Source organism: Micrococcus sp. HG099, assembly GCF_024723355.1.
Lineage (GTDB): Bacteria > Actinomycetota > Actinomycetes > Actinomycetales > Micrococcaceae > Micrococcus > Micrococcus endophyticus.
Map to the genome: position 1 here is coordinate 1 of NZ_JANQCJ010000035.1, position 19,823 is coordinate 19,823.

A 19,823-nucleotide genomic window follows, 5' to 3' on the forward strand; every position below is an offset into this window, starting at 1 on the left:
CTTCGTCTCCAAGGAGGGCCTGCTCGACGCCGCCCTCGGCACCCCCGGGCCGGCCTGGGCGGGCCCGGCCGTCACGGCGGCCATCGCCCTGGCCTCCGTCTTCACGGTCGCCTACTCCGGCCGCCTCCAGCTCGGCGCCCTCGGAGCCGGAGGAGTCCCAGCGCCAGAAGAGCTGGCCGTTGACGAGCCCGGCCATGCGGGTGGCCCGGTGGTAGTCGCCGGCGGCCGAGCCGCGCAGCACCGCGTCCGTGACCAGCTGCAGCTGCGGGCCCTTGATGCGGCCGTAGTACAGCTCGGCCAGGGAGCCCGGGTGCGTGATGGTGGCGGTGATGCCGAAGCCCTCGTCCCCGGCGCGCAGGCTCTCCACGTCCTCGGCGGAGCGGAACGCGGGGACGATGTCCGCCGGGCGCATGCCGGGGCCGACGTCGCCGTCGCGGCGCTCCCGGTCCACCTGCCAGAAGCCGGACTCGACCGTCAGCGGGCGCAGCAGCGTGCCGTCCCTCTCGCAGAGCCACGACTCCGCGCGGTACTCCACGAACGGCAGGCCGTGCTCCGTGAAGTCCACGCGCTGGTAAAAGATCTCGGTGCCGTCGGAGCCGTCGCCGAGACGGCCCTGCCCCTCCCAGCTGCCGATGAGCCAGGACAGGGGCGCAAGCTCCGGGGTGAGGTCGTACGGGAGTTCAGTCGCCATGAGGGATCACGGCGCGGCCCGCGTGCGGGCCGCGCGTGGTCAGCGCTGACCCTTGAACAGCCCGCCGACGACGACGGCCGCCACCGCGGCCATGCCGAGGCCGGCCAGCACGACGAGGGCCAGGAAGAAGATCTCGAGCGCAAGAAGGGTATCCATGCGCGCCATCCTACCGAGTGGGGCGCCCAGGTCAGGCCAGGAAGCCCACCATGACGTGCGCCACCACGCCGGCCGCGCCCACGGGGGCCAGCGCCAGGGCGTAGCCGGCGCGCCGCGGGCGCAGGGTGGTGCCCACCGGGCGGTCCTCCGGCCGGGGCCGGGCGGACGGGGCGGTGGCCGCGGTGAGCGAGACCAGCGTGGCGACGGCCACGACCGCGGCCACGACGGCGGCGCGGTCCTGCGGACCGACGCCCAGGAGCGCCGAGACGGGCCACGCGAGCACCGCGCCGAGCGGGACGACCACGAGGGCGAGCACGCCGGGGCGGCCCTGCACGCCCGGAATGAGGCCGATGAGGGAGAACGCCGCGACCGAGATCGCCAGGGTCAGGACGAGGCCCGCCACGGCCGGCGCGTCGGTCCAGCGGGAGACCGCCACCCAGCACGCCGTCATGACGGCGATGAGGCCGCCGCCCATGGTGGCCACGGTGGACTCCAGGCGCAGGGGACGGCCGGTGCCGCGCACGAGCTGCACCACGAACGAGGCCATGGTGCTCCAGGCCAGGGCGACGGCGAGGGGCTCGAACAGCGTCCACGCGCCGCTGCGCCCGTCCTCGATCGGGGGCCACAACAGCATGAGCAGGACGGCCACGAGGCCGACCGCCGCCAGCGTGACGCTGAGCGAGAGGCGGGCGGGGGCGCCCATCTGCCGGGGCCAGCCCCACGCGATCACGAGGATCACGGCCATGGCGGCCACAGCGGCGGGGGCGGGGCCGAGGAGGGTGGCGCCGCCGAGCACCAGGGCGGCGACGGCCGCACTCAGGGCCATGGACAAGCGCATCACGCCGCCCATCCTGCCAGGTGCGGCGGCGCGGGGCCCGGACCGGCGACGGCGGCGCGCGCCTCGCGGGCCGCCGCGGACCTTCCATAGGGTGAGGCGCATGACCGAGAACCCCGTCCCCGCGACCCCGACCGATCCCGCCGCCCCGCGCGTGTCCGAGCCCCGACCCGACGAGGTGGACGCGGTCCTCGCGCTGGCCGACCGGGCGCAGGCCGCAGACGGCCATCCCCCGCTCTCGGACCAGACGCGCGTGGTGCTCGCCCGGGGCCGCCAGCGGTGGTGGGGCGTGGTCCGGGAGGCGGACGGGAGCGTCAGCGGCGCGGCCGTCCTGGCGCCCGAGGGCGGCGAGGACTCCGGGTCCGTGCTCGAGCTCGTCGTGGACCCCGAGGCCCGGCGCGCGGGCCGCGGCGCCGCCCTGGCCGACGCCGCCGCCGTCGCCGTCCGCGAGCGCGGGCTGGAGTCGACCACCAGCGTGTGGGCGCACGGCATGCTGCCGGGCTCCGACGCCCTGGCCCGTCGGCACGGGCTGGAGCCGGTGCGCGAGCTGCGCCGCATGCGGCTGCCGCACGAGGCCCTCGCGGACCTGCCGCAGCCTCAGCTGGCCGACGGCGTAGCCCTGCGGGGCTTCGTCCCCGGCCGGGACGAGCAGGCCTGGCTCGACGCGAACGCCGCGGCCTTCGCCGACCACCCGGAGCAGGGCGGGCTGACCCGCGCCGATCTCGAGGACCGCATGGCCGAGGACTGGTTCGAGGCCGAGGGCCTGCTGCTGGCCGTACGCGAGGAGGACGACGCCCTGCTCGGCTTCCACTGGACCAAGGTGGAGCCGCAGGCGGGCCCGGGCCCGCGCCTCGGGGAGGTCTACGCCGTGGGCGTCACCCCTGCGGCCCAGGGCCTCGGCCTGGGCCGGGCCGTGACCCTGGCAGGGCTGCACCGGATGGCGGGGCAGGGCGTCGACGTCGTGGACCTGTACGTGGACGCGGACAACGCCGCCGCGGTGCGCCTGTACGAGTCGCTGGGCTTCGGGCTGTTCGCCGCCGACGCCCAGCACCGCCGCCCCTGACCGCGCCGCCTCGGCCCGTCCCCGACCCCACCCCCTGACCGGTGCCTCCGGCCCCGCGGCGGCCCCGCCCGGCCGTGCTCGTATCCTGGTGGGGCCGGCGCCGGGCCGGCACGGTCCGCGCGGCGCCCCCGCTCCGACCGTGGAGCCGCCGCATCCCGAGAGGAACGAGCCCCATGCCCTCGACCCCCACCGAGCGCGTCGCCCGCTGGTCCACGGAGGACCGGGCCGCGGACGGCCCCCGCGCCGAGGTGCTGGCCGCGGGCGTGGTGCCCTGGCGCCGCACCCCCGGCGGCGGCCTCGAGGTGCTGGTGATCCACCGCCCCCGCTACGACGACTGGTCCTGGCCCAAGGGCAAGCTCGATCCCGGCGAGACCTTGCCCCAGTGCGCCGTCCGGGAGCTGCGCGAGGAGGTCGGGCTCGCCCTGCGCCCCGGCATCCCGCTGTGCGTGACCGAGTACGAGGTCTCCGGCAAGCGCGGCGCCCGGCTCACCAAGGAGGTCTGGTACTGGGCCGCCGACGCCGGCGCGCAGCGCGCCGTGCCGGACGGGGACGAGGTGGACGAGGTCCGCTGGGTGCGCCCCGAGGAGGCCGAGGCCCTGCTGACCAACGAGACGGACCGCGAGCCCCTCGAGCTGCTCGTGCGTGCCGACTCCCGCGGCCGGCTGCGGACCCTGCCGCTGCTCGTGCTGCGCCACGCTAAGGCCAAGCCCCGCTCCTCCTGGTCCCGCGCCGAGCAGGAGCGGCCGCTGGCGGCCACCGGCCGGCGCCAGGCGCTCGCCGTCGAGGGGCTCGTGGCGGCCTGGGCCCCCGAGCGCCTCGTCTCCTCCCCGTGGCGGCGCTGCGTGGAGACCCTCGCCCCGCTCGTGAAGTCCAGCCGCCTGCCGCTGAAGACCAAGGGCGCGTTCACGGAGACCGCCGCCAAGGAGAAGCCCAAGAAGACGCGCAAGGCGATGCACGAGTTGCTGGGCCGCCAGCGCGCCCAGGTGGTGTGCACCCACCGGCCGGTGCTGCCGGTGCTGTTCGATGTGGTCGAGGACGCCGCCGCGCGCCGCCAGGAGCGCGTGCTGCGCGCGATGCCGCGCGAGGACCCGTGGCTGCGCCCCGGCGCCGTGCTCGTGGTGCACCGCTCCCTCGACCTCGACGGCGACGTGGTGGCCGTGGAGGCGTACGACCCCTGGGACGATTGAGCCCGTCCGCCTCCGGGCCTAGGCTCGGGGCATGGAGAACACCGCCGCGAAGAGCCAGCCCGAGAAGATCGTCCACGAGCGCCTGAAGGTGACCCGCGACCCGGACCGCGAGCGCTTCGAGCTGCGCCAGGACGGGACGTTCATCGGCTTCCTCGGCTACGCCCAGGAGACCGTGCCCGGCCCCGACGGCGAGGACCGGACGGTGGTGCGGCTGCAGCACACGATCATCGACGAGGCCCACGGCCGCAAGGGCTATGCGCGCGCGCTCGTCACCATGGTGCTGGACCGCCTGCGCGCCGAGGGCGACTCGATCGTGGCCGAGTGCTCCTACGTGGAGGACTACTTGCGCCGCTACCCCGAGTACCAGGACATGGTGTTCAACGGCTGACCGGGGGCAGGGGGCCTGTCCCGCTGTATCAACCGACTGATACAGTGCGGTCGTGCGCGGCCGTCGCGCACCCCGTCGGAAGAAGCGCGCCATGCCCGCCCTGCCCCTCGAGGTCCTCTGGACCGTCAGCCTCCTGACCTTCCTCATCGGCCTGATCCTCTACGGGACGGGCCGCCGCTCCCGCTGGACGGCCGCCGGGGTCGCGGCCCGCGGCCACCTCACGGCCGCCGCCGCCCTGACGGTCCTGGCCACCGGCGTGTGGGCCGGCCCCGCACCACTGGCCGGAGCCTGGCTCGGCGACTCCCGGGGCGGATGGCACCTGGCCGGTGGCGTCCCCGCCTCCGGGCGGTGGAGCACGGAGGCCCTCGACGCCGCACCCGTGGACGCCACGGCCGCGGCCCTCGCCGTCCTCCTGCCGGCGTTGTGGCTGGTCCTCGTCCCCGCCCTGGCCCAGGTGACGTGGCCGCGCGTCACCGCGCCGCGCCGCACGGCCGGCCTCGTCGCCCGCCGCTGGCCCAACCTGCTCCCGGTCCGCCTGCGGATCCTCCTCGTCGCAGGCCTGGGGTTCGCGCTCGCCGGCGCCGCGGCGGCCACGACCAGCCCCGGCGTCCAGGGGGCCCGATACCGTCTGCACGTAGGAGCGGACGCGGTCCCCTTCGGCGCCGACTTCCTCGGCGCCCCGGCCGGGTCCGCCGTCGCCGGGTGGTACGCCCTGGGCGCGGCGGCGGTCGTCCTCGCGTGCGCCGCCGTCGTCGTGGCCGTGCACCACCGGCCCATGCTCAGCGGGCTGAGCCCCGCAGCGGACCTGGCGGCGCGTCGGGTCGCCGTGGACCGCACCGTCCGCATCGGCGTCGCCCAGCTGTGCTGGATCGGCCTGGCCGCGGTGGCCGGGCGCCTCGAGGTCGCCGCACGCGCCACGGCCGCCGACGCCGCCGCCGCGGCCTTCGAGGCGCAGCAGGCCGGGGCGATCAGCACACCCGAGCTCGTGGACCGGCTGCGCGAGCTGGACCCCGCCTCTCCCGCCACGGCCCTGCTCCTGGGCGGCACCGTCGCGGTGATCCTCGTCCTGGCCCTGCTCAAGCCCTACCGCGACCTCCGGGCGCTGCGCGCCGATGACGCCGTCCCGCGCGTCGACACCCCGGTGGCGGCGGGCCGTGGCTGAGCCCGCGGTCGAGATTGACCTCCGCTCCCCCGTCCCGCCCTTCGAGCAGATCCGGGCGCGGATCGCGGACCTCGTCGCCGCCGGCGAGCTGCCCGCCGGCACCCGCCTCCCCTCCGTCCGGACCCTCGCAGGCGACCTCGGCATCGCCCCCAACACCGTGGTGCGCGCCTACCGCGAGCTCGAGGCGGCCGGCGTCGTGCGCACGGCACGCGGCAAGGGAACTGTGGTGGCGGACGCCCCGCCCGCCCCGGACGACGCCGCGGTGGGCGCCGCCGTCGAGCGCGCCGTGGCCCTGGCCCGGGCCGCGGGCTGGGATGCGGCCCGCCTGCGCCGGGCCGTCGACGACGCTCAGCGCGTCCGCTCGGATCGCTAGAGTGGGCCGCGTGAGCATCCCCACCCCCTACGAGGACCTCCTCGCCGACGTGATGACCCACGGGGCCGTCAAGACGGACCGGACCGGCACGGGCACGCGCAGCGTGTTCGGCCGCCAGCTGCGCTTCAACCTGGCCGAGTCCTTCCCGCTGATCACCACCAAGCGCGTGCACTTCAAGTCGGTGGCCCTCGAGCTGCTGTGGTTCCTGCGCGGGGACTCCAACGTGCGGTGGCTCCAGGAGCGCGGCGTGCGGATCTGGAACGAGTGGGCGGACGAGGACGGCGAGCTCGGCCCCGTCTACGGCGTGCAGTGGCGCTCGTGGCCCACCCCGGACGGGGGCCACATCGACCAGATCGCCAAGGTCGTGGAGCAGATCCGGACGAACCCCGACTCGCGCCGGCACATCGTCACCGCGTGGAACCCCGCCGAGGTGGACGAGATGGCGCTGCCGCCGTGCCACGCGCTGTTCCAGTTCTACGTCTCCCCCGGTCAGGACGGCGCCCCCGGCACGCTCTCCTGCCAGCTCTACCAGCGCTCCGCGGACCTGTTCCTGGGCGTCCCGTTCAACATCGCCTCCTACGCGCTGCTCACCGTGATGGTCGCCCAGCAGACCGGCCTCACCCCCGGTGAGTTCGTGTGGACCGGCGGGGACTGCCACATCTACGCCAACCACGAGGACCAGGTGCGCGAGCAGCTATCCCGCGAGCCCTACCCATACCCCACGCTGCGGATCCGCCGCACCCCGGAGTCCCTCTTCGACTACGCGTACGAGGACTTCGAGGTCGTGGACTACCGCCACCACCCGACCATCACCGCCCCGATTGCGGTCTGAGCCGACGATGACCCGCCCCGCCGCCTCCCGCGCCCCGCGCCCCGTCGAGCCCGTGATCGCCATGATCTGGGCCCAGACGCCCGAGCGCGTCATCGGCCGCGACGGCACCATGCCGTGGCACGTGCCCGAGGACCTCGCCCACTTCCGTGCCCACACCCACGGCCACCCGGTGATCATGGGCCGGCGCACATGGGAGTCGTTCCCGGCGCGCTTCCGCCCGCTGCCCGGACGCACGAACATCGTGGTCTCCCGCACCCTGACGGCCTCCGAGGAGGCCGGCGCGGAGCTACGGGCCGCAGGCGCCGTCGTCGTGCCGGACTTCGGGGCGGCCCTGGCCGCCGCGGCCGAGGCCGACGGCTGCGACACCGTGTGGGTGATCGGCGGGGCCACCCTCTACGAGCAGGCCCTCGACGTGGCCTCGCGGGCCGAGGTGACCGTGATCGACGCCGACGTCGACGGCGACACGCACGCCCCGGTCCTGGACCCCCGCTGGCGGCGCACCGCCGTCGACCCCGCCCCCGACGCGTGGCTGGACTCCGCCTCCGGCCCGCGCCACCGCTTCGAACGATGGGAACGCGACTGACATGGCCCCGACCGACCCCCAGGACCGCCTACTCACCCCGCAGGCGGTGACGTTCCTCGCGCTCGTCGCGTGCCCCGTGCTCGCGTTCGTCTGCGCGGTGATGGGCCTGATCCTCGTGCTGCAGGGCAAGACGATCGCCGGGCTCGTGTTCCTGATCGTGCTGACGCAGGTGTTCGCGGTGGGCGGTCTCATCGCGTGGAACAAGCGGAAGCGGGCGCAGCAGGGCCGGTAGCCTGGAGGGCATGACCTCCGCCGCTTCCTCCCCCGTCACCGCCCCCGACGCCGCCGTGCCCACCGTGGGCCTGATCGGCTGGCGCGGCATGGTGGGCTCGGTCCTCATGCAGCGCATGGCCGAGGAGGGCGACTTCGCCCGCATCCGGCCCGTCTTCTTCTCCACGTCCAACGCCGGCGGCCCCGCCCCGACGTTCGAGGGCATGCCCGGCGACGCCGGCCCGCTCCAGGACGCGTACGACCTGGACGTGCTCGCCGCGCTCCCCGTGATCGTCACCGCGCAGGGCGGCGACTACACGAAGGACGTCTACCCGCGGCTGCGCGCCGCCGGCTGGGACGGGATCTGGATCGACGCCGCCTCCACGCTGCGCATGGAGGACACCTCCGTGATCGCGCTGGATCCCGTGAACCGCTCCGCGATCGACGCGGCGCTGGCCTCCGGCGTGAAGGACTTCATCGGCGGCAACTGCACCGTCTCCTGCATGCTCATGGGCCTCGGCGGCCTGTTCAAGGCCGGCCTCGTCGAGTGGGGCACCGCCATGACCTACCAGGCGGCCTCCGGCGGCGGCGCGCGCCACATGCGCGAGCTGCTCACCCAGTACGCCGAGCTCGGCGGCGTCGTGCGCGACGAGCTGGCCGACCCGGCGTCGGCGATCCTCGAGATCGACCGCAAGGTGCTCGAGCTGCAGCGCGGCGGCCTGGACGCCACCCAGTTCGGCGTCCCGCTCGGCGGCTCCCTCATCCCGTGGATCGACTCGGACCTGGGCAACGGCGTCTCCCGCGAGGAGCAGAAGGCGTTCGACGAGACCAACAAGGTGCTCGGCCTGCGCGGCGAGGACCGGATCGCCTTCGACTCGCTGTGCGTGCGCATCGGCGCCATGCGCTCCCACTCGCAGGCCCTCACGCTCAAGCTGACCCGGGACGTGCCCCTGGACGAGGTCGAGCAGATCATCGCCGAGGACAACGAGTGGGTCCGCCTCGTGGCGAACACGAAGGAGGCCTCGGTCGCCGAGCTGACGCCCATCGCGGCCACCGGCACCCTGCAGATCCCCGTGGGGCGCCTGCGCAAGCTCAACATGGGCCCCGAGTACCTCTCGGCCTTCACCGTGGGCGACCAGCTCCTGTGGGGCGCCGCGGAACCGGTGCGTCGCATGCTGATGATCGCGACCGGGAACCTCTGACCGCAGCGCCTTCGTGCGGGAGACGGGAGGGACCGACGTCGGTCCCTCCCGTCTCGCGTTCCCCGGTGCCCCCGAAGGCTCCCGTCTCCCGCACGAACGGGGGCCGGAAGGCTCCCGTCTCCCGCACGAAAGTGCCCTTGAAGCCTCCCGTTTCCCGCACGAAAGCGGCGGGGCGGGGCGGTGGGGTCAGAGGCTCGTGCCGATGATCATCGGCTCGGGGTGCAGGTCGACGCCGAAGCGCGCCTTCACGCCGTCGCGCACGGTGCGCGCGATCGTCAGGACGTCCTCCGTGGACGCGTCCCCGCGGTTGGTCATGGCCAGCGTGTGCTTCGTGGACACCGACGCGCGCCCCCCGGCCAGTCCGGCCCCGTCCGCGCCGCGGCCGTCCGGGCCGCCCTCGCGTGGCGCCACGTCCGGCAGGCCGAAGCCCTTGGCGAAGCCCGCGTGGTCGATCAGCCAGGCCGCCGAGAGCTTCACGAGCTCGGTGCCGTCCGCGGCCCGGCCCGCCGCGAACGCCGGGGCGCCCTCGGGCAGGGAGGCCCGCACGGCGGCCGGCACGATCGGGTTGGTGAAGTAGCTGCCCGTGGACCAGGTGTCCGGGTCCTGCGGGTCCGAGACCATCCCCTTGGCGGCGCGCAGCGCCAGCACCTCGCGGCGCACCACGGCCAGTGGGGCGTACGTGCCCTCCGCCACGTCCAGCGCGGAGGCCAGCTGCCCGTAGCGCACGGGGGCGGTGGGCTCGGCGGCCCCGGACGCGCGGCGCAGCCGCAGGTCGATCGAGAGCACGATCCAGCGCGGGCTGGGGGCCCCGGTCTCGAGCATGGAGCGCTTGATGATCGAGTCCCGGTAGCCGAACTCCAGCTCCTCGGCGCCCAGCTCCACGACCTGCCCGGCCTCACGGTCCCACGCGCGCAGGGACACGAGCACCTGGGACACGTCCGCTCCGTAGGCGCCCACGTTCTGCACGGGCGTGGCGCCGGCGGATCCGGGGATCCCCGAGAGCGCCTCGATCCCGCCGAGGCCGTGCTCCACGGTCCACGCCACGGCGTCGTCCCACGGGTGGCCGGCGGCCACGCGCACGACGACGGCCTCCCCGGCCCGGTCCCCGCCGGCGGCAGAGTCCTGGTCGTCCGCGTCGCCCTCGCGACCCTCGGCGCCCTCGCGGACCTCGATGCCCTCGAAGGCGAGACGGACCACGGTGCCGGGGAAGCCGGCGTCGGCCATCAGGGTGTTCGAGCCGCCGCCGAGCACGAACAGCGGCTCACCGGCCGCGTCGGCGGCGCGGACGGCCTCGATCGCCTCGGCCTCCGTGCGGGCCGTCACCCAGGCGCGGGCGGGGCCGCCGACGCGCGTGGTCGTGTGCTCGGCCAGCCGCTCGCTCACGCGGACTCCCCCGCAGCCGGGGCGGGCGCGGCGAGGCGGACCACGGCCTGCGCCTTGGTCAGCACGCGCGGCTTCTCCACGTCCGGGTTGGTGACGTCCAGGTCGATGCGCACGGTGCCGGCGGCCTCGTCCACGGCGCCGACCTTGCCGACCACCTGCAGCGTCGCGCCGGGGACGGGCGCGCCGTCGTCGCCGGTCTGCCCCGTGGTGTCCGCGACCGGCACCATGCCCGTGAAGCGGGTCTGGTAGTCGACGACGGCGCCCGGGTCCCCGGCCCAGTCGGAGACGAGCTGCACGGCCGCGCCCATGGTGAGCATGCCGTGGGCGATGACGCCGGGCAGGCCGACGCGCTCGGCGAAGGACGGCGACCAGTGGATGGGGTTGTGGTCCCCGGACGCGCCGGCGTAGGCCACGAGGTCCGCGCGCGTCAGGGGCACGGTGCGGCTGCCGATCGTCTCGCCCTTGGTCAGCTCGGACAGGCGGGGGGCGGTGCTCATCAGGACTCCTCTCCCCGGACCAGCAGGGTGGACGTGACGGTGGAGACGGGCGCCCCGTCCGCGTCGGCGATCTCGGTGACGGTGGTGACCATGTCATTGCCGCCGAGCGACTTCACGGAGGCGATCCGCACGGTGGCCACGACCTCGTCCCCCGCCACGAGCGGGCGGTGGTGCACGAAGCGCTCGTCCGCGTGGACCACGCGGGAGAAGTCGATGCCGACCTCGGGGTCGTTGACCGCGGCCGCCTCGGCGCGCTGGGCGATCACGACGGCGAAGGTCGGCGGGGCGAGGAGGTCGGCGTGGCCGAGGGCGCGGGCCGCCTCCACGTCATGGTGGGCGGGGTGCTGCGCCTGCACGGCGGAGGCGAAGGCGCGGACCGCCTCTCGGCCGACCTGGAACGGGGGCGCGGGCGGATAGCTCCGCCCGGCGACGTCGGGGTTCACGCTCAACTCGGGCCTCCTGCGGGACGGTTATCGACTGCCGTCCAGCCTAGCGGCCGGGGGGCCGCTGCCCCTGACGTCGCGCGGCCTGGCGGAAGCGCACCATCTGCGCGCTCAGGTGCACGACGACGCCGAGCCCCAGGACGCCCAGCGCGAACCAGGAGACGGTGAGCTGCGACGTCGTGGCGCCCACCACCGCCAGCACGATGCCCACGAGGAACAGCGCGGATCCGGTCAGGACGAGCGCCCGGTAGAGGGAGGAGCCGTTCTCCCACGGGGAGACGAAGCCGGCGCGCTGCGGCCCCGTGGAGGGGCCGCGGTCGGGGCGGCGCTGTGAGGAGGGGCGGTGCGAGGACATGCCCGCCAGGCTACCGGGCGGGGGCGGGGCCGGAGGCCCGGGAACGCGGAAGGACCCGGCCCCTCCGAGGAGGTGACCGGGTCCTTCCGTCTGCGGTAGCGGCGGGGGGACTCGATCCCCCGACCTCACGATTATGAGTCGTGCGCTCTAACCAGCTGAGCTACGCCGCCACGACATGAGAACGCCCGCTCTCACGGTTTTCACGCCGCGAGGGCGGGCTCTCATGTCAGAGCCCCGACCGGGAATCGATCCCGGGACCTCCATCTTACCAAGATGGCGCTCTACCACTGAGCTATCGGGGCAACGAGGTGAGACTCTACCAGGGCTTCCCGGCCGATGCAAAGTCGGCGTCGGGAGGGGCCTCCGGCGTCGTCCGCACCCCTTCAGAGGTCAGCGACGCGGGCCGCGATCGCTGCGCTCCTGGGCGCCCCAGCGGGGCTTGCGGCCACCGGCCTTGCCGCCGCGGAAGCCGCCCCGCTCGTCGCGGTCCTTGCGGAAGCCGCCACGGTCCTCGCGGTCCTTGCGGAAGCCACCGCGATCGCCGCGGTCGTCGCGGTCCTTGCGGAAACCGCCACGGTCCTCGCGGTCCTTGCGGAAGCCACCGCGATCGTCACGGTCGCCGCGGAACCCGCCGCGCTCCTCGCGGTCGCCGCGGAAGCCGCGCTCGTCACGGTCCTTGCGGAACCCGCCCCGGTGGCCGCCGTGGCCGCCGCGCTCGCCGCGGTCCTTGCGGAAGCCGCCGCGGCGCTCGTCCCCGTCGCGCTCGGCGCGGGTCGGGCGGCCGGTGTCCTTGCGCAGGCCCAGCCGGCGGCCGCTGATCTCGACGTTCGCCGCGGCCTCGAGCTGGGCCGGGGTGAGGTCCGCGGGCAGCTCGACGAGCGAGTGGTTGCCGCGCAGGTCGATCGCGCCGATGGCCGAGGCGGGCAGGCCCACCTCGTTGGCGAGCGCGCCCACGATGTTGCCCGGGCGCACGCGGTCCTGGTGCCCGACGGCGATCCAGTACGTCGCGTTGCCGGCGGCGGGCTCGCGGGCCGGGCCACGCGAGCCGCGGCCGTCCGCGGTGCCGCGCTCCCGGCCGCCGTCACGGCCGCCGTCGCGCTCCTTGCGGCCCCGCGGGCCGGTGGGGATCTCCTGCTCCTTGGCCAGCAGCGGGCGGCCGCCCTGGGCCATCATGCCCAGGGCCGCGGCCACGCGGGACGGCTCGGCGTCGTGCTCCTCGACGTACGCGGCCACGATCTCGCCGAACACGGCCAGCTCCTCCTCGGAGGCGCGCTCGAGGGTGCGGGTGATGCCGTCGGCGAAGCGGCGCTTGCGGGCCGCGTTGACGTCCTTCACGGCCGGGACCGCCATCTCCTCGACCTGCTGGCGCGTGGTGCGCTCGATCTGCTTGAGCAGGAAGCGCTCGCGCGGGGTCATGAACAGCACGGCGTCGCCCTGGCGCCCGGCGCGGCCGGTGCGGCCGATGCGGTGCACGTAGGACTCGGCGTCCTGCGGGATGTCGTAGTTGACCACCAGGGAGATGCGCTCCACGTCCAGGCCGCGGGCGGCCACGTCCGTGGCCACGAGGATGTCCACGCGGCCGGCCTTGAGGTCCTCCACCGTCTTCTCGCGCTGCTTCTGGGCGATGTCGCCGGAGATGGCCACGGCCTTGAACCCGGCGCGGTTGAGCTTCTGGGCGAGCTCCTCGGTGCCGGCGCGCGTGCGGACGAAGGCGATCACGCCGTCGTGGTCCTCGGTCTCGAGGATGCGGGTGAACGCCTCCAGCTTCCACTGGTGGCCCACCTGCAGGTAGCGCTGGCGGATGGTGGAGGACGTGGTCGACTGGCGGGCCACGGCCACCTCCTCCGGCGCGTTCAGGTACTGCGCGGAGATGCGGCGGATGGCCGGCGGCATGGTGGCCGAGAACAGCGCGGTCTGCTTCGTGTCCGGGGTGGAGGCGAGGATGCGGTCCACCTCCTCGGCGAAGCCCATGCGCAGCATCTCGTCCGCCTCGTCCAGCACGAGGGTCTGCAGGTCGGACAGGTCCAGGGAGCCGCGCTCGAGGTGGTCGATCACGCGGCCCGGCGTGCCCACCACGACCTGGGCGCCGCGGCGCAGGCCGGCCAGCTGCGGGCCGTACGGGGAGCCGCCGTAGACGGCGAGCACGGAGACGTCCTCGAGGTGCTTGGCGTAGCTGTCGAAGGCGTCGGCCACCTGGAGGGCCAGCTCGCGGGTCGGGGCGAGCACGAGCACCTGCGGGGTGTCCGCGCGGCCGTTGACGTCCGCGGTCTCGGCCAGGCGGGCCAGCGCCGGCAGGGCGAAGGCGCCGGTCTTGCCGGTGCCGGTCTGGGCCAGGCCCACGACGTCGCGGCCGTCCAGCAGCAGCGGGATGGTCGCCTCCTGGATCGGCGAGGGACGGGTGTAGCCCAGGTCCTCGACGGCCGCCAGCACGCGGGCGTCCAGGCCGAGGTCCAGGAAGGTGGGGCCGGCCGGCTCGGCCGGGGCCTCGGGCTCCTCGGCGGTCTCGGCCTCGGGGGCGGAGTCGGTCTCGGTGGCCGCGGCGGCGGTCTCGGGGGTCTCGGTGGCCTCGGGGGCGGCGGCCTCGGCCGCCTCCTGGCGGGCCTCGGCGAGCTCGGCGGCGTCGACCTGGGCCTCGGGCGTGGTCTGGGGATCGAGGGCGTCAGACATGGGAGTCCTCCTGTGGGGATGCGCGGGCGCACGCCGAAGGACGTCGGTCGCGGGTCGACGTCGTGGGGCGCAGGGGCCAGCTGGGTCAGATGATTCCGTCCACCCGGCAAGCCCCCGAGGACCACGACGTTCGTGGCCCGCACACACATCTGCACAGACATCTGCAGTTCCGGCGTGGCACACGCGTCCACGCTCACTCATCACAGGGGGAGAGACCGGATCCGGTCGGACCAGTCTACGGCACCGGCGCCGCCCGGCCCCGGGCGCCGGGTGTGCGTTCGCACACCCCTGCCCTGCCGCAGCCGGCGCGCTAGGCTCGGCGCGTGCCCCAGAACAGCGAAGACCGTCCCCTCGCCCGCGGCCTCGGCCGGGCCGCCGGCCGCGCCGCCCGGTCCTTCCAGGAGAGCCAGCGGGCGGACGACGCGCGGCTGCGCGCCGAGCGCGCCCGTCTCGCCGCCGAGGACGAGGAGCGCCTGAGCCGGCGCCGCGAGGACCGCGAGCGCGGCCTGGCGGAACGGGACGCCGCCGAGTCCGACGCCGGGCTCGTGCACCCGCTGCTGCGGATCGCCCGGATGTACTGGCTGGCGCTGACCGTGGTGCTGGCCGTCGTCGCCGGCGCGTTCGTGTGGAACGGGATGCGCGCCCGCGAGAGCGGCGAGCCCGTGGTGGACCCGCTGACCGGCATCGCGTCCGTGGGCGTCCTGGGCGGGGCGACCGGCCAGTTCACCATGGGCGTCACCGTCGCGCTGTTCGCCGCGGCCGCCCTGTGGGGCTGGATCGGCCTGCTGCGCCGGCGCCGGTCCGCGATCGGCACCCTCACGTTCATCGCGCTGCTGCTGGCCGCGCCCGCGTTCCTGCGGGCCAACGGCCTGCTGATCGTCCTCGCGGTGATCATGCTCGTGGGCGCGGCGCTGCTGTGGCTGCCGCCCGTGCGCTCGCGCCTGCGCCGCTGACCCCCGACGGCGCTGACGCCCGGCGGCGTTGACCCCCGGCGCCGCCCGCACCGCCGGGGCGCCCGGCCTCAGTCCTCCACGGGGCGGGCGGAGGCCACCACGGGGCGGGCCGTGGCGAGGTCGTACTCCATGACGCAGCGCCCGCCGATCCAGACCCGCAGCGCCCGCTGCATCACGTCCAGCGGGTCTCCGGACCACAGCACGAGGTCCGCGTCCTTGCCCACGGCCAGCGAGCCGATGCGGTCCTCGAGGCCCAGCACCTTGGCCGGGTTCAGGGTGATGGCGCGCAGCGCGGTCTCCGGGTCCAGGCCCTCCTTCACGGACAGGGCCGCCTGGTAGACGAGGAAGTCGATGGGGATGACCGGGTGGTCCGTGATGATGCTGATCTCCACGCCCGCGCGGGCCAGGCGGCCCGGGTTGCGCATGGAGCGGCCGCGCAGCTCCGGCTTGGACTTCGTGGTGAACAGGGGGCCGATGAGCACGGGCACGCCGCGCTCGGCGAGCAGGTCCGCCACGGGGTGCGCCTCGGTGCCGTGGTCCAGCACGAGCTCGTAGCCGAACTCGTCCGCGATCCGCAGCGCCGTGGCGATGTCGTCCGTGCGGTGGCAGTGCTGCCGCCACGGGATCTCCCGCCGCAGCACCTGGCCGAGCGCCTCCATGTGCGGGTCCTTCGTGAACGGCTTGCCCTCCCGCTCGGCCTCCTCCTGCCGGGCCAGGTACCCCTGGGCCTTCAGGAACGCCTCGCGGATCACCAGCGCGGTGCCCAGGCGGGTGGAGGGGGTGCGGCCCTTCTCCTTGTACACGTTCTTGGGGTTCTCGCCGAGGGCCGACTTCACGCCGGAGGGGCTGCGCAGCACCATCTCGTCCACGGTGCGCCCGTGGGTGTGCAGGGCCACGGCCTGCCCGCCGATGGGGTTGCCGGAGCCGGGGTTGACGTTCACGGTGGTGACGCCGCCGGCCAGGGCGTCGCGCCAGCCGGGCTCGTTGGGGTCCACGGCGTCGATGGCCCGCACGCCGGCCATGACGGGGTCCGTCATCTCGTTGACGTCCGAGGTGGTGCCGACCTCGCCCTCGGCGTGCATGCCCAGGTGGACGTGGGCGTCCACGAAGCCGGGCAGCAGCCACTTGCCCTCGCAGTCCACGACGTCGGCCCCCTCCGGGGCGGCGACGTCCGGGCCGAGGGCGGTGATCCTGCCGTCCTCGACGATCAGGGCGCCGTCGAAGGGCGCGGACTCGACGGGGACGACGTGGGCGTTGACGAAGGCGGTGACGGTCATCACCCCAGACTACGACGGCGCCGCGCACTGCCGGGGCAGGCGCGGCGCCGTCGTCGTCGGGCGTGGGGACGGGTCAGCCGGCGAGGGCCTCCAGGGCGCGCTCGAGGTCGGCCACGAGGTCCTCGGCGTCCTCGATGCCCACGGACAGGCGCAGCAGGTCGTCCGGGACGGCCAGCTCGGTGCCGGCCACGGAGGCGTGGGTCATCTCCGCCGGGTAGTTCATGAGCGACTCGATGCCGCCCAGGGACTCGGCCAGCTGGAACAGGCGGGTCGACTCGGCGACCGTGCGGGCCGCCGCGGCGCCGCCGGCCAGGCGGAAGGAGACCATGCCGCCGAAGCCGCGCATCTGGCGCGCGGCCAGCTCGTGGTCCGGGTGGTCCGGCAGGCCCGGGTACAGCACCTGCGTGACCTCGGGCCGGCCGGCGAGCCACTCGGCGACGGCCTGCGCGTTGGCCTGGTGGCGGTCCATGCGCACGCCGAGGGTCTTGAGGCCGCGGGTGGTCAGGTAGGCGTCCCACGGGCCGTTGACGGCGCCGGCCGCGAACTGCTGGAACTGCACCTGCGCCCCCAGCTCGGGGTCCTTGATCACCAGGGCGCCGCCGATGACGTCCGAGTGGCCGCCGATGTACTTGGTGGTGGAGTGCACCACCACGTCCGCGCCGAGGGCCAACGGGGTCTGCAGGTACGGCGTGGCGAAGGTGTTGTCCACCACCAGCAGGGCGTCGTGGCCGTGCGCGACCTCGGCGATCGCGGCGATGTCCGAGACCTTCATGAGCGGGTTGGACGGCGTCTCGAGCCAGACCATCACCGGACCCTGCGCGGCCGCGGACTCGACGGCGGCGGCCACCTTCGCGGTGTCCCCCATGTCCACCACCGCGTGGCGGATCCCCCACTTGGCCAGGACCTTGGAGATCAGGCGGTAGGAGCCGCCGTAGACGTCGTTGCCCATCACGATCGTGGTGCCGGGCTCGGCGGCGCCCATGATCAGGGCGGTCTCCGCGGCGAGGCCGGAGGCGAAGGTGAGGGCCAGGGCGTTCGGCGTCCCGTCCTCCCCCACGCCGGCCTCGAGGGCGGCCAGCTGCGTCTGCAGGGCGTCACGGGTCGGGTTGGTGCCGCGGCCGTAGTCGTAGCCGCGGCGCAGCTCGCCCACGCGCACGGGCGCGTAGGTGCTGGAGAGGTGGACGGGCGGGACGACGGCCCCGTACACCTCGTCCAGGTCCTGGCCGGCGTGGACGGCGCGGGTGCCGAACCCGGCGGGGCGCTGCTCGTGCGTGGTCATGCGGTTCTCCTTCCGCGCGCCGGCGGGCGGCGCGTCTGACGTCTTCTTCGGCGGGGCGGGTCTCAGGCGGTCACGTGGGCGAGCACGTCGTGCAGGGTCACGACGCCGGCCACGCGGCCGGCCGAGAGCACCAGCAGGGTGGGGTCCTGGGCGAGGCGGCGGGCGACGGCGCGCAGCGGGGTGCGGGCGCCGATGCACGGCAGCACCGGGCCCATGGCCTCGGCCACGGGGGTGTCCGGGTGCACCCGGCCGGCCGCGAGCGCCTCGCCGAGGGCGGCGGCGGACACGGTGCCGCGGACCTCGCCGATGCGCAGGTCGTGGCGCGGCTCGGCGACCACGGGCAGGGCGTCCACGCCGTAGCGGTTCATGGTGGCCACGGCGTCCGCCACCGAGGTGGTGGGCGAGGCGGTCACGAGGGTGGGCACGGAGCCCGGGAACAGGTCCGCCTTCTCGGTGAGCAGCTCGCCGGCCGTGGCGGCCCAGCGGTCCGCCTCGGCGGGCGCGTCCGCCGCCTGCCCGGCGTCGGCGCCGGCCGCGGCGTCGGCCTGCTCGAGGGCCTCCACCGGCGTGCCGGCGCCGCCGGCGGCCCCCTGCGCGCCGTCGTCGTCCGCCTCGGGTGCCGCCGAGCGCGTGCGGCCGCGGGCCCACTCCGGCAGGACGGTGTCCTGGACGTCGTAGTCGAAGCCGCGCTCGTCCATCCACGGGTCGTTGAAGATCTTGGCCAGGTAGCCGCGGCCGGAGTCCGGCAGCACGATCACCATGACGTCCTCCGGGCCCAGGTCCCGGGCGGCGCGCAGGCCGGCGACGACGGCCAGGCCGGAGGAGCCGCCCACGAGCAGGCCCTCCTCCGCGGCGAGGCGGCGGGTCATGGCCAGCGCCTCGGCGTCCTCCACGGCGATGACCTCGTCCGGGACGGCGGGGTCGTAGTTGTCCACCCACATGTCCTCGCCGACGCCCTCCACGAAGTAGGGCCGGCCGGTGCCGCCGGAGTAGACGGAGCCGCTCGGGTCCGCGCCGATCACGCGCACGGGCCCGGACTCCCGGTCCGCCGAGACCTCCTTGAGGTAGCGGCCGGTGCCGGTGATGGTGCCGCCGGTGCCCGCGCCGATCACCACGTGGGTGACGCGGTGCGCCGTGTCCTCCCAGATCTCCGGGCCGGTGGTCTCGTAGTGGGAGGCCGGGGCGGCCGGGTTGAAGAACTGGTTGGGCTGGTAGGCGCCGGGGATGTCCCGCTCGAGGCGGTTCGCCACGCCGTAGTAGGACTCCTCGGACTCGGGGGCCACGGAGGTGGGGGTCACCACGATCTCCGCCCCATAGGCGGTGAGCACGTCCCGCTTCTCCTGGCCCACCTTGTCCGGGGTCACGAACACGGTGCGGTAGCCCTTGAGCTGGGACACGAGCGCCAGGCCGACGCCGGTGTTGCCCGAGGTGGGCTCCACCACGGTGCCGCCGGGGGCGAGCTTGCCGGCCTTCTCGGCGTCCTCGATCATCTTCAGGGCGATGCGGTCCTTCACCGAGCCGCCCGGGTTCAGGTACTCGACCTTGACCAGGACGGTGGCCTCGATGCCCTCCGTCACGGAGTTCAGCTTCACGAGCGGGGTGCGCCCGATCAGCTCGAGGACGTTCTCGGCGTACTGCATGGGCTGCGCGGGGGTGGGCGCGGAGGTCTGTTCAGTCACCCTCCCCACGCTACGCGAGCCCCCGGACCCGTCAACGGCGGCGCGGACACGCGGGGCAACGGGAGGGCGTCCGAGTCCGGGTGTACGGTGCGGGGCATGAGAGCCCCGGACGCCGTGCGCCGCGTGCGCGTGCCCGTCCCCGTGGACGTCCCGCTCACCCTGCGCCCCCTGCAGCGCGGCGCGGCCGACCCCACGGTCCGCGCCGTCCCGGAGGGCGTCTGGCTCACCCTGCGCGTGCCCGATCAGGGTGCGCCCGCGGGCTCGCCGGGCCGGCCGACGTCGCTGCTCGTCTCCGGCGCGCGGGAGGCGGCGGGGCCCGGGACCGTGGTGACGGCGCGCGCGTGGGGCCCGGGGGCGCGGGCCGCGGTGGCATCCGTGGAGCGGCTGCTGGGCGTGGACGACGCCGGCTGGGACGCCTTCGACGCGCTGCTGCACCCGGACTCGTCGGCCCCGGCGCTGCCGCGGCACGTGCGCGAGGCGCGGCGCACGCGCGCCGGGCTGCGCCTGCCCGCGGCGGGGGCGCTGTCCGGGCAGCTGATCACCGTGGTGCTCGAGCAGAAGGTCACCCACGACCAGGCGCGGCACGGCTGGCGCACCCTCGTGCGGCT

Annotated in this window: 20 protein-coding genes, 2 tRNA genes and 1 pseudogene; 11 read left to right on the forward strand and 12 right to left on the reverse strand. The window is 75.2% G+C overall.

All coding sequences use genetic code 11. The features are described from left to right. Both NWP10_RS04930 and NWP10_RS04935 read right to left on the reverse strand, forming a co-directional pair. Window positions 1-691: FABP family protein (locus tag NWP10_RS04930; protein ID WP_258300081.1), on the reverse strand; the 691-nt coding region annotated here is incomplete at its 3' end. Window positions 692-878: 187 nt separating this feature from the next. Continuing rightward, entirely contained in the window at window positions 879-1,685 is an 807-nt protein-coding gene (locus NWP10_RS04935) for a hypothetical protein (protein WP_258300095.1), read from the reverse strand. 100 nt (window positions 1,686-1,785) lie between these two features. Between NWP10_RS04935 and mshD the strand changes: the two genes are divergently transcribed. The 9 genes from mshD (at window position 1,786) to asd (ending at window position 8,682) form a co-directional block, all read left to right on the forward strand. Beyond that, entirely contained in the window at window positions 1,786-2,745 is a 960-nt protein-coding gene (gene mshD, locus NWP10_RS04940; protein WP_258300082.1) for a mycothiol synthase, read from the forward strand. Window positions 2,746-2,918: 173 nt separating this feature from the next. After that, the gene (locus NWP10_RS04945) at window positions 2,919-3,932 is read left to right on the forward strand and encodes an NUDIX hydrolase (protein ID WP_258300083.1); all 1,014 of its coding nucleotides are present in this window, start codon (window positions 2,919-2,921) and stop codon (window positions 3,930-3,932) included. A gap of 31 nt (window positions 3,933-3,963) precedes the next feature. After that, window positions 3,964-4,320, forward strand: a complete 357-nt coding sequence (locus NWP10_RS04950) for a GNAT family N-acetyltransferase (RefSeq protein ID WP_158494212.1) — start codon at window positions 3,964-3,966, stop codon at window positions 4,318-4,320. A 91-nt stretch (window positions 4,321-4,411) separates the two neighbouring features. Next, complete coding sequence (locus NWP10_RS04955; protein ID WP_258300085.1) at window positions 4,412-5,482, forward strand: hypothetical protein; 1,071 nt, start codon at window positions 4,412-4,414, stop codon at window positions 5,480-5,482. Next, window positions 5,475-5,855: a GntR family transcriptional regulator gene (locus NWP10_RS04960; protein WP_258300086.1), complete on the forward strand. Its 381-nt coding sequence runs from the start codon at window positions 5,475-5,477 to the stop codon at window positions 5,853-5,855. The genes NWP10_RS04955 and NWP10_RS04960 overlap by 8 nt, the downstream gene beginning before the upstream one ends. A gap of 1 nt (window position 5,856) precedes the next feature. Then, window positions 5,857-6,687, forward strand: a complete 831-nt coding sequence (locus NWP10_RS04965) for a thymidylate synthase (RefSeq protein WP_258300087.1) — start codon at window positions 5,857-5,859, stop codon at window positions 6,685-6,687. Window positions 6,688-6,694: 7 nt separating this feature from the next. Next, window positions 6,695-7,270, forward strand: coding sequence for a dihydrofolate reductase (locus NWP10_RS04970; protein ID WP_258300088.1), 576 nt, complete (start codon window positions 6,695-6,697; stop codon window positions 7,268-7,270). A gap of 1 nt (window position 7,271) precedes the next feature. Then, window positions 7,272-7,502: an NF038396 family protein gene (locus NWP10_RS04975; RefSeq protein ID WP_158491562.1), complete on the forward strand. Its 231-nt coding sequence runs from the start codon at window positions 7,272-7,274 to the stop codon at window positions 7,500-7,502. Window positions 7,503-7,512: 10 nt separating this feature from the next. Then, window positions 7,513-8,682, forward strand: a complete 1,170-nt coding sequence (asd, locus tag NWP10_RS04980) for an aspartate-semialdehyde dehydrogenase (RefSeq protein ID WP_258300089.1) — start codon at window positions 7,513-7,515, stop codon at window positions 8,680-8,682. A 186-nt stretch (window positions 8,683-8,868) separates the two neighbouring features. On the opposite strand, the gene NWP10_RS04985 is transcribed toward asd, so the two are convergent. From NWP10_RS04985 to NWP10_RS05015, 7 genes are all read right to left on the reverse strand, one after another. Beyond that, window positions 8,869-10,065, reverse strand: coding sequence for a UDP-N-acetylmuramate dehydrogenase (locus NWP10_RS04985; protein ID WP_258300090.1), 1,197 nt, complete (start codon window positions 10,063-10,065; stop codon window positions 8,869-8,871). Next, window positions 10,062-10,562 (reverse strand): MaoC/PaaZ C-terminal domain-containing protein, encoded by a 501-nt coding sequence (locus NWP10_RS04990; RefSeq protein ID WP_258300091.1) that lies wholly within the window; start codon window positions 10,560-10,562, stop codon window positions 10,062-10,064. Before NWP10_RS04990 ends, NWP10_RS04985 begins: the two co-directional genes overlap by 4 nt. Next, entirely contained in the window at window positions 10,562-11,011 is a 450-nt protein-coding gene (locus NWP10_RS04995; RefSeq protein WP_017488955.1) for a MaoC family dehydratase N-terminal domain-containing protein, read from the reverse strand. Before NWP10_RS04995 ends, NWP10_RS04990 begins: the two co-directional genes overlap by 1 nt. Before the next feature lie 40 nt (window positions 11,012-11,051). Continuing rightward, window positions 11,052-11,360, reverse strand: a complete 309-nt coding sequence (locus NWP10_RS05000; RefSeq protein ID WP_017488954.1) for a hypothetical protein — start codon at window positions 11,358-11,360, stop codon at window positions 11,052-11,054. 96 nt (window positions 11,361-11,456) lie between these two features. Further along, window positions 11,457-11,530 (reverse strand) — tRNA-Met (locus tag NWP10_RS05005). A gap of 60 nt (window positions 11,531-11,590) precedes the next feature. Further along, a tRNA-Thr gene (locus tag NWP10_RS05010) sits at window positions 11,591-11,662 on the reverse strand. 88 nt (window positions 11,663-11,750) lie between these two features. Further along, on the reverse strand, window positions 11,751-14,027 hold the full coding sequence (locus NWP10_RS05015) for a DEAD/DEAH box helicase (RefSeq protein WP_258300092.1): 2,277 nt from the start codon (window positions 14,025-14,027) through the stop codon (window positions 11,751-11,753). A gap of 323 nt (window positions 14,028-14,350) precedes the next feature. Here NWP10_RS05015 and NWP10_RS05020 point away from each other — a divergent pair, with 323 nt between their 5' ends. Beyond that, window positions 14,351-14,980: a hypothetical protein gene (locus NWP10_RS05020; protein WP_258300093.1), complete on the forward strand. Its 630-nt coding sequence runs from the start codon at window positions 14,351-14,353 to the stop codon at window positions 14,978-14,980. A 68-nt stretch (window positions 14,981-15,048) separates the two neighbouring features. On the opposite strand, the gene NWP10_RS05025 is transcribed toward NWP10_RS05020, so the two are convergent. From NWP10_RS05025 to NWP10_RS05035, 3 genes are all read right to left on the reverse strand, one after another. Further along, window positions 15,049-16,257: an amidohydrolase gene (locus NWP10_RS05025; protein WP_258300094.1), complete on the reverse strand. Its 1,209-nt coding sequence runs from the start codon at window positions 16,255-16,257 to the stop codon at window positions 15,049-15,051. 73 nt (window positions 16,258-16,330) lie between these two features. Further along, window positions 16,331-17,536 carry a cystathionine gamma-synthase gene (locus NWP10_RS05030; protein WP_248192479.1) on the reverse strand — a complete coding sequence of 402 codons (1,206 nt, stop codon included), beginning with the start codon at window positions 17,534-17,536 and terminating at the stop codon, window positions 16,331-16,333. A 62-nt stretch (window positions 17,537-17,598) separates the two neighbouring features. Further along, window positions 17,599-19,176 (reverse strand): pyridoxal-phosphate dependent enzyme, encoded by a 1,578-nt coding sequence (locus NWP10_RS05035; protein WP_258300096.1) that lies wholly within the window; start codon window positions 19,174-19,176, stop codon window positions 17,599-17,601. 135 nt (window positions 19,177-19,311) lie between these two features. Between NWP10_RS05035 and NWP10_RS05040 the strand changes: the two are divergent. Then, window positions 19,312-19,823 (forward strand): annotated as a pseudogene (locus tag NWP10_RS05040) (3-methyladenine DNA glycosylase); the annotation flags it as partial.

What these genes read in the sequence shown, in the direction of transcription:
- NWP10_RS04935 (WP_258300095.1), bottom strand. Translation starts at nt 1,685, where the DNA reads ATGCGCTTGTCCATGGCCCTGAGTGCGGCCGTCGCCGCCCTGGTGCTC.
- mshD (WP_258300082.1), top strand. Translation starts at nt 1,786, where the DNA reads ATGACCGAGAACCCCGTCCCCGCGACCCCGACCGATCCCGCCGCCCCG.
- NWP10_RS04945 (WP_258300083.1), top strand. Translation starts at nt 2,919, where the DNA reads ATGCCCTCGACCCCCACCGAGCGCGTCGCCCGCTGGTCCACGGAGGAC.
- NWP10_RS04950 (WP_158494212.1), top strand. Translation starts at nt 3,964, where the DNA reads ATGGAGAACACCGCCGCGAAGAGCCAGCCCGAGAAGATCGTCCACGAG.
- NWP10_RS04955 (WP_258300085.1), top strand. Translation starts at nt 4,412, where the DNA reads ATGCCCGCCCTGCCCCTCGAGGTCCTCTGGACCGTCAGCCTCCTGACC.
- NWP10_RS04970 (WP_258300088.1), top strand. Translation starts at nt 6,695, where the DNA reads ATGACCCGCCCCGCCGCCTCCCGCGCCCCGCGCCCCGTCGAGCCCGTG.
- NWP10_RS04975 (WP_158491562.1), top strand. Translation starts at nt 7,272, where the DNA reads ATGGCCCCGACCGACCCCCAGGACCGCCTACTCACCCCGCAGGCGGTG.
- asd (WP_258300089.1), top strand. Translation starts at nt 7,513, where the DNA reads ATGACCTCCGCCGCTTCCTCCCCCGTCACCGCCCCCGACGCCGCCGTG.
- NWP10_RS04990 (WP_258300091.1), bottom strand. Translation starts at nt 10,562, where the DNA reads ATGAGCACCGCCCCCCGCCTGTCCGAGCTGACCAAGGGCGAGACGATC.
- NWP10_RS05000 (WP_017488954.1), bottom strand. Translation starts at nt 11,360, where the DNA reads ATGTCCTCGCACCGCCCCTCCTCACAGCGCCGCCCCGACCGCGGCCCC.
- NWP10_RS05015 (WP_258300092.1), bottom strand. Translation starts at nt 14,027, where the DNA reads ATGTCTGACGCCCTCGATCCCCAGACCACGCCCGAGGCCCAGGTCGAC.
- NWP10_RS05025 (WP_258300094.1), bottom strand. Translation starts at nt 16,257, where the DNA reads ATGACCGTCACCGCCTTCGTCAACGCCCACGTCGTCCCCGTCGAGTCC.
- NWP10_RS05030 (WP_248192479.1), bottom strand. Translation starts at nt 17,536, where the DNA reads ATGACCACGCACGAGCAGCGCCCCGCCGGGTTCGGCACCCGCGCCGTC.
- NWP10_RS05035 (WP_258300096.1), bottom strand. Translation starts at nt 19,176, where the DNA reads ATGCAGTACGCCGAGAACGTCCTCGAGCTGATCGGGCGCACCCCGCTC.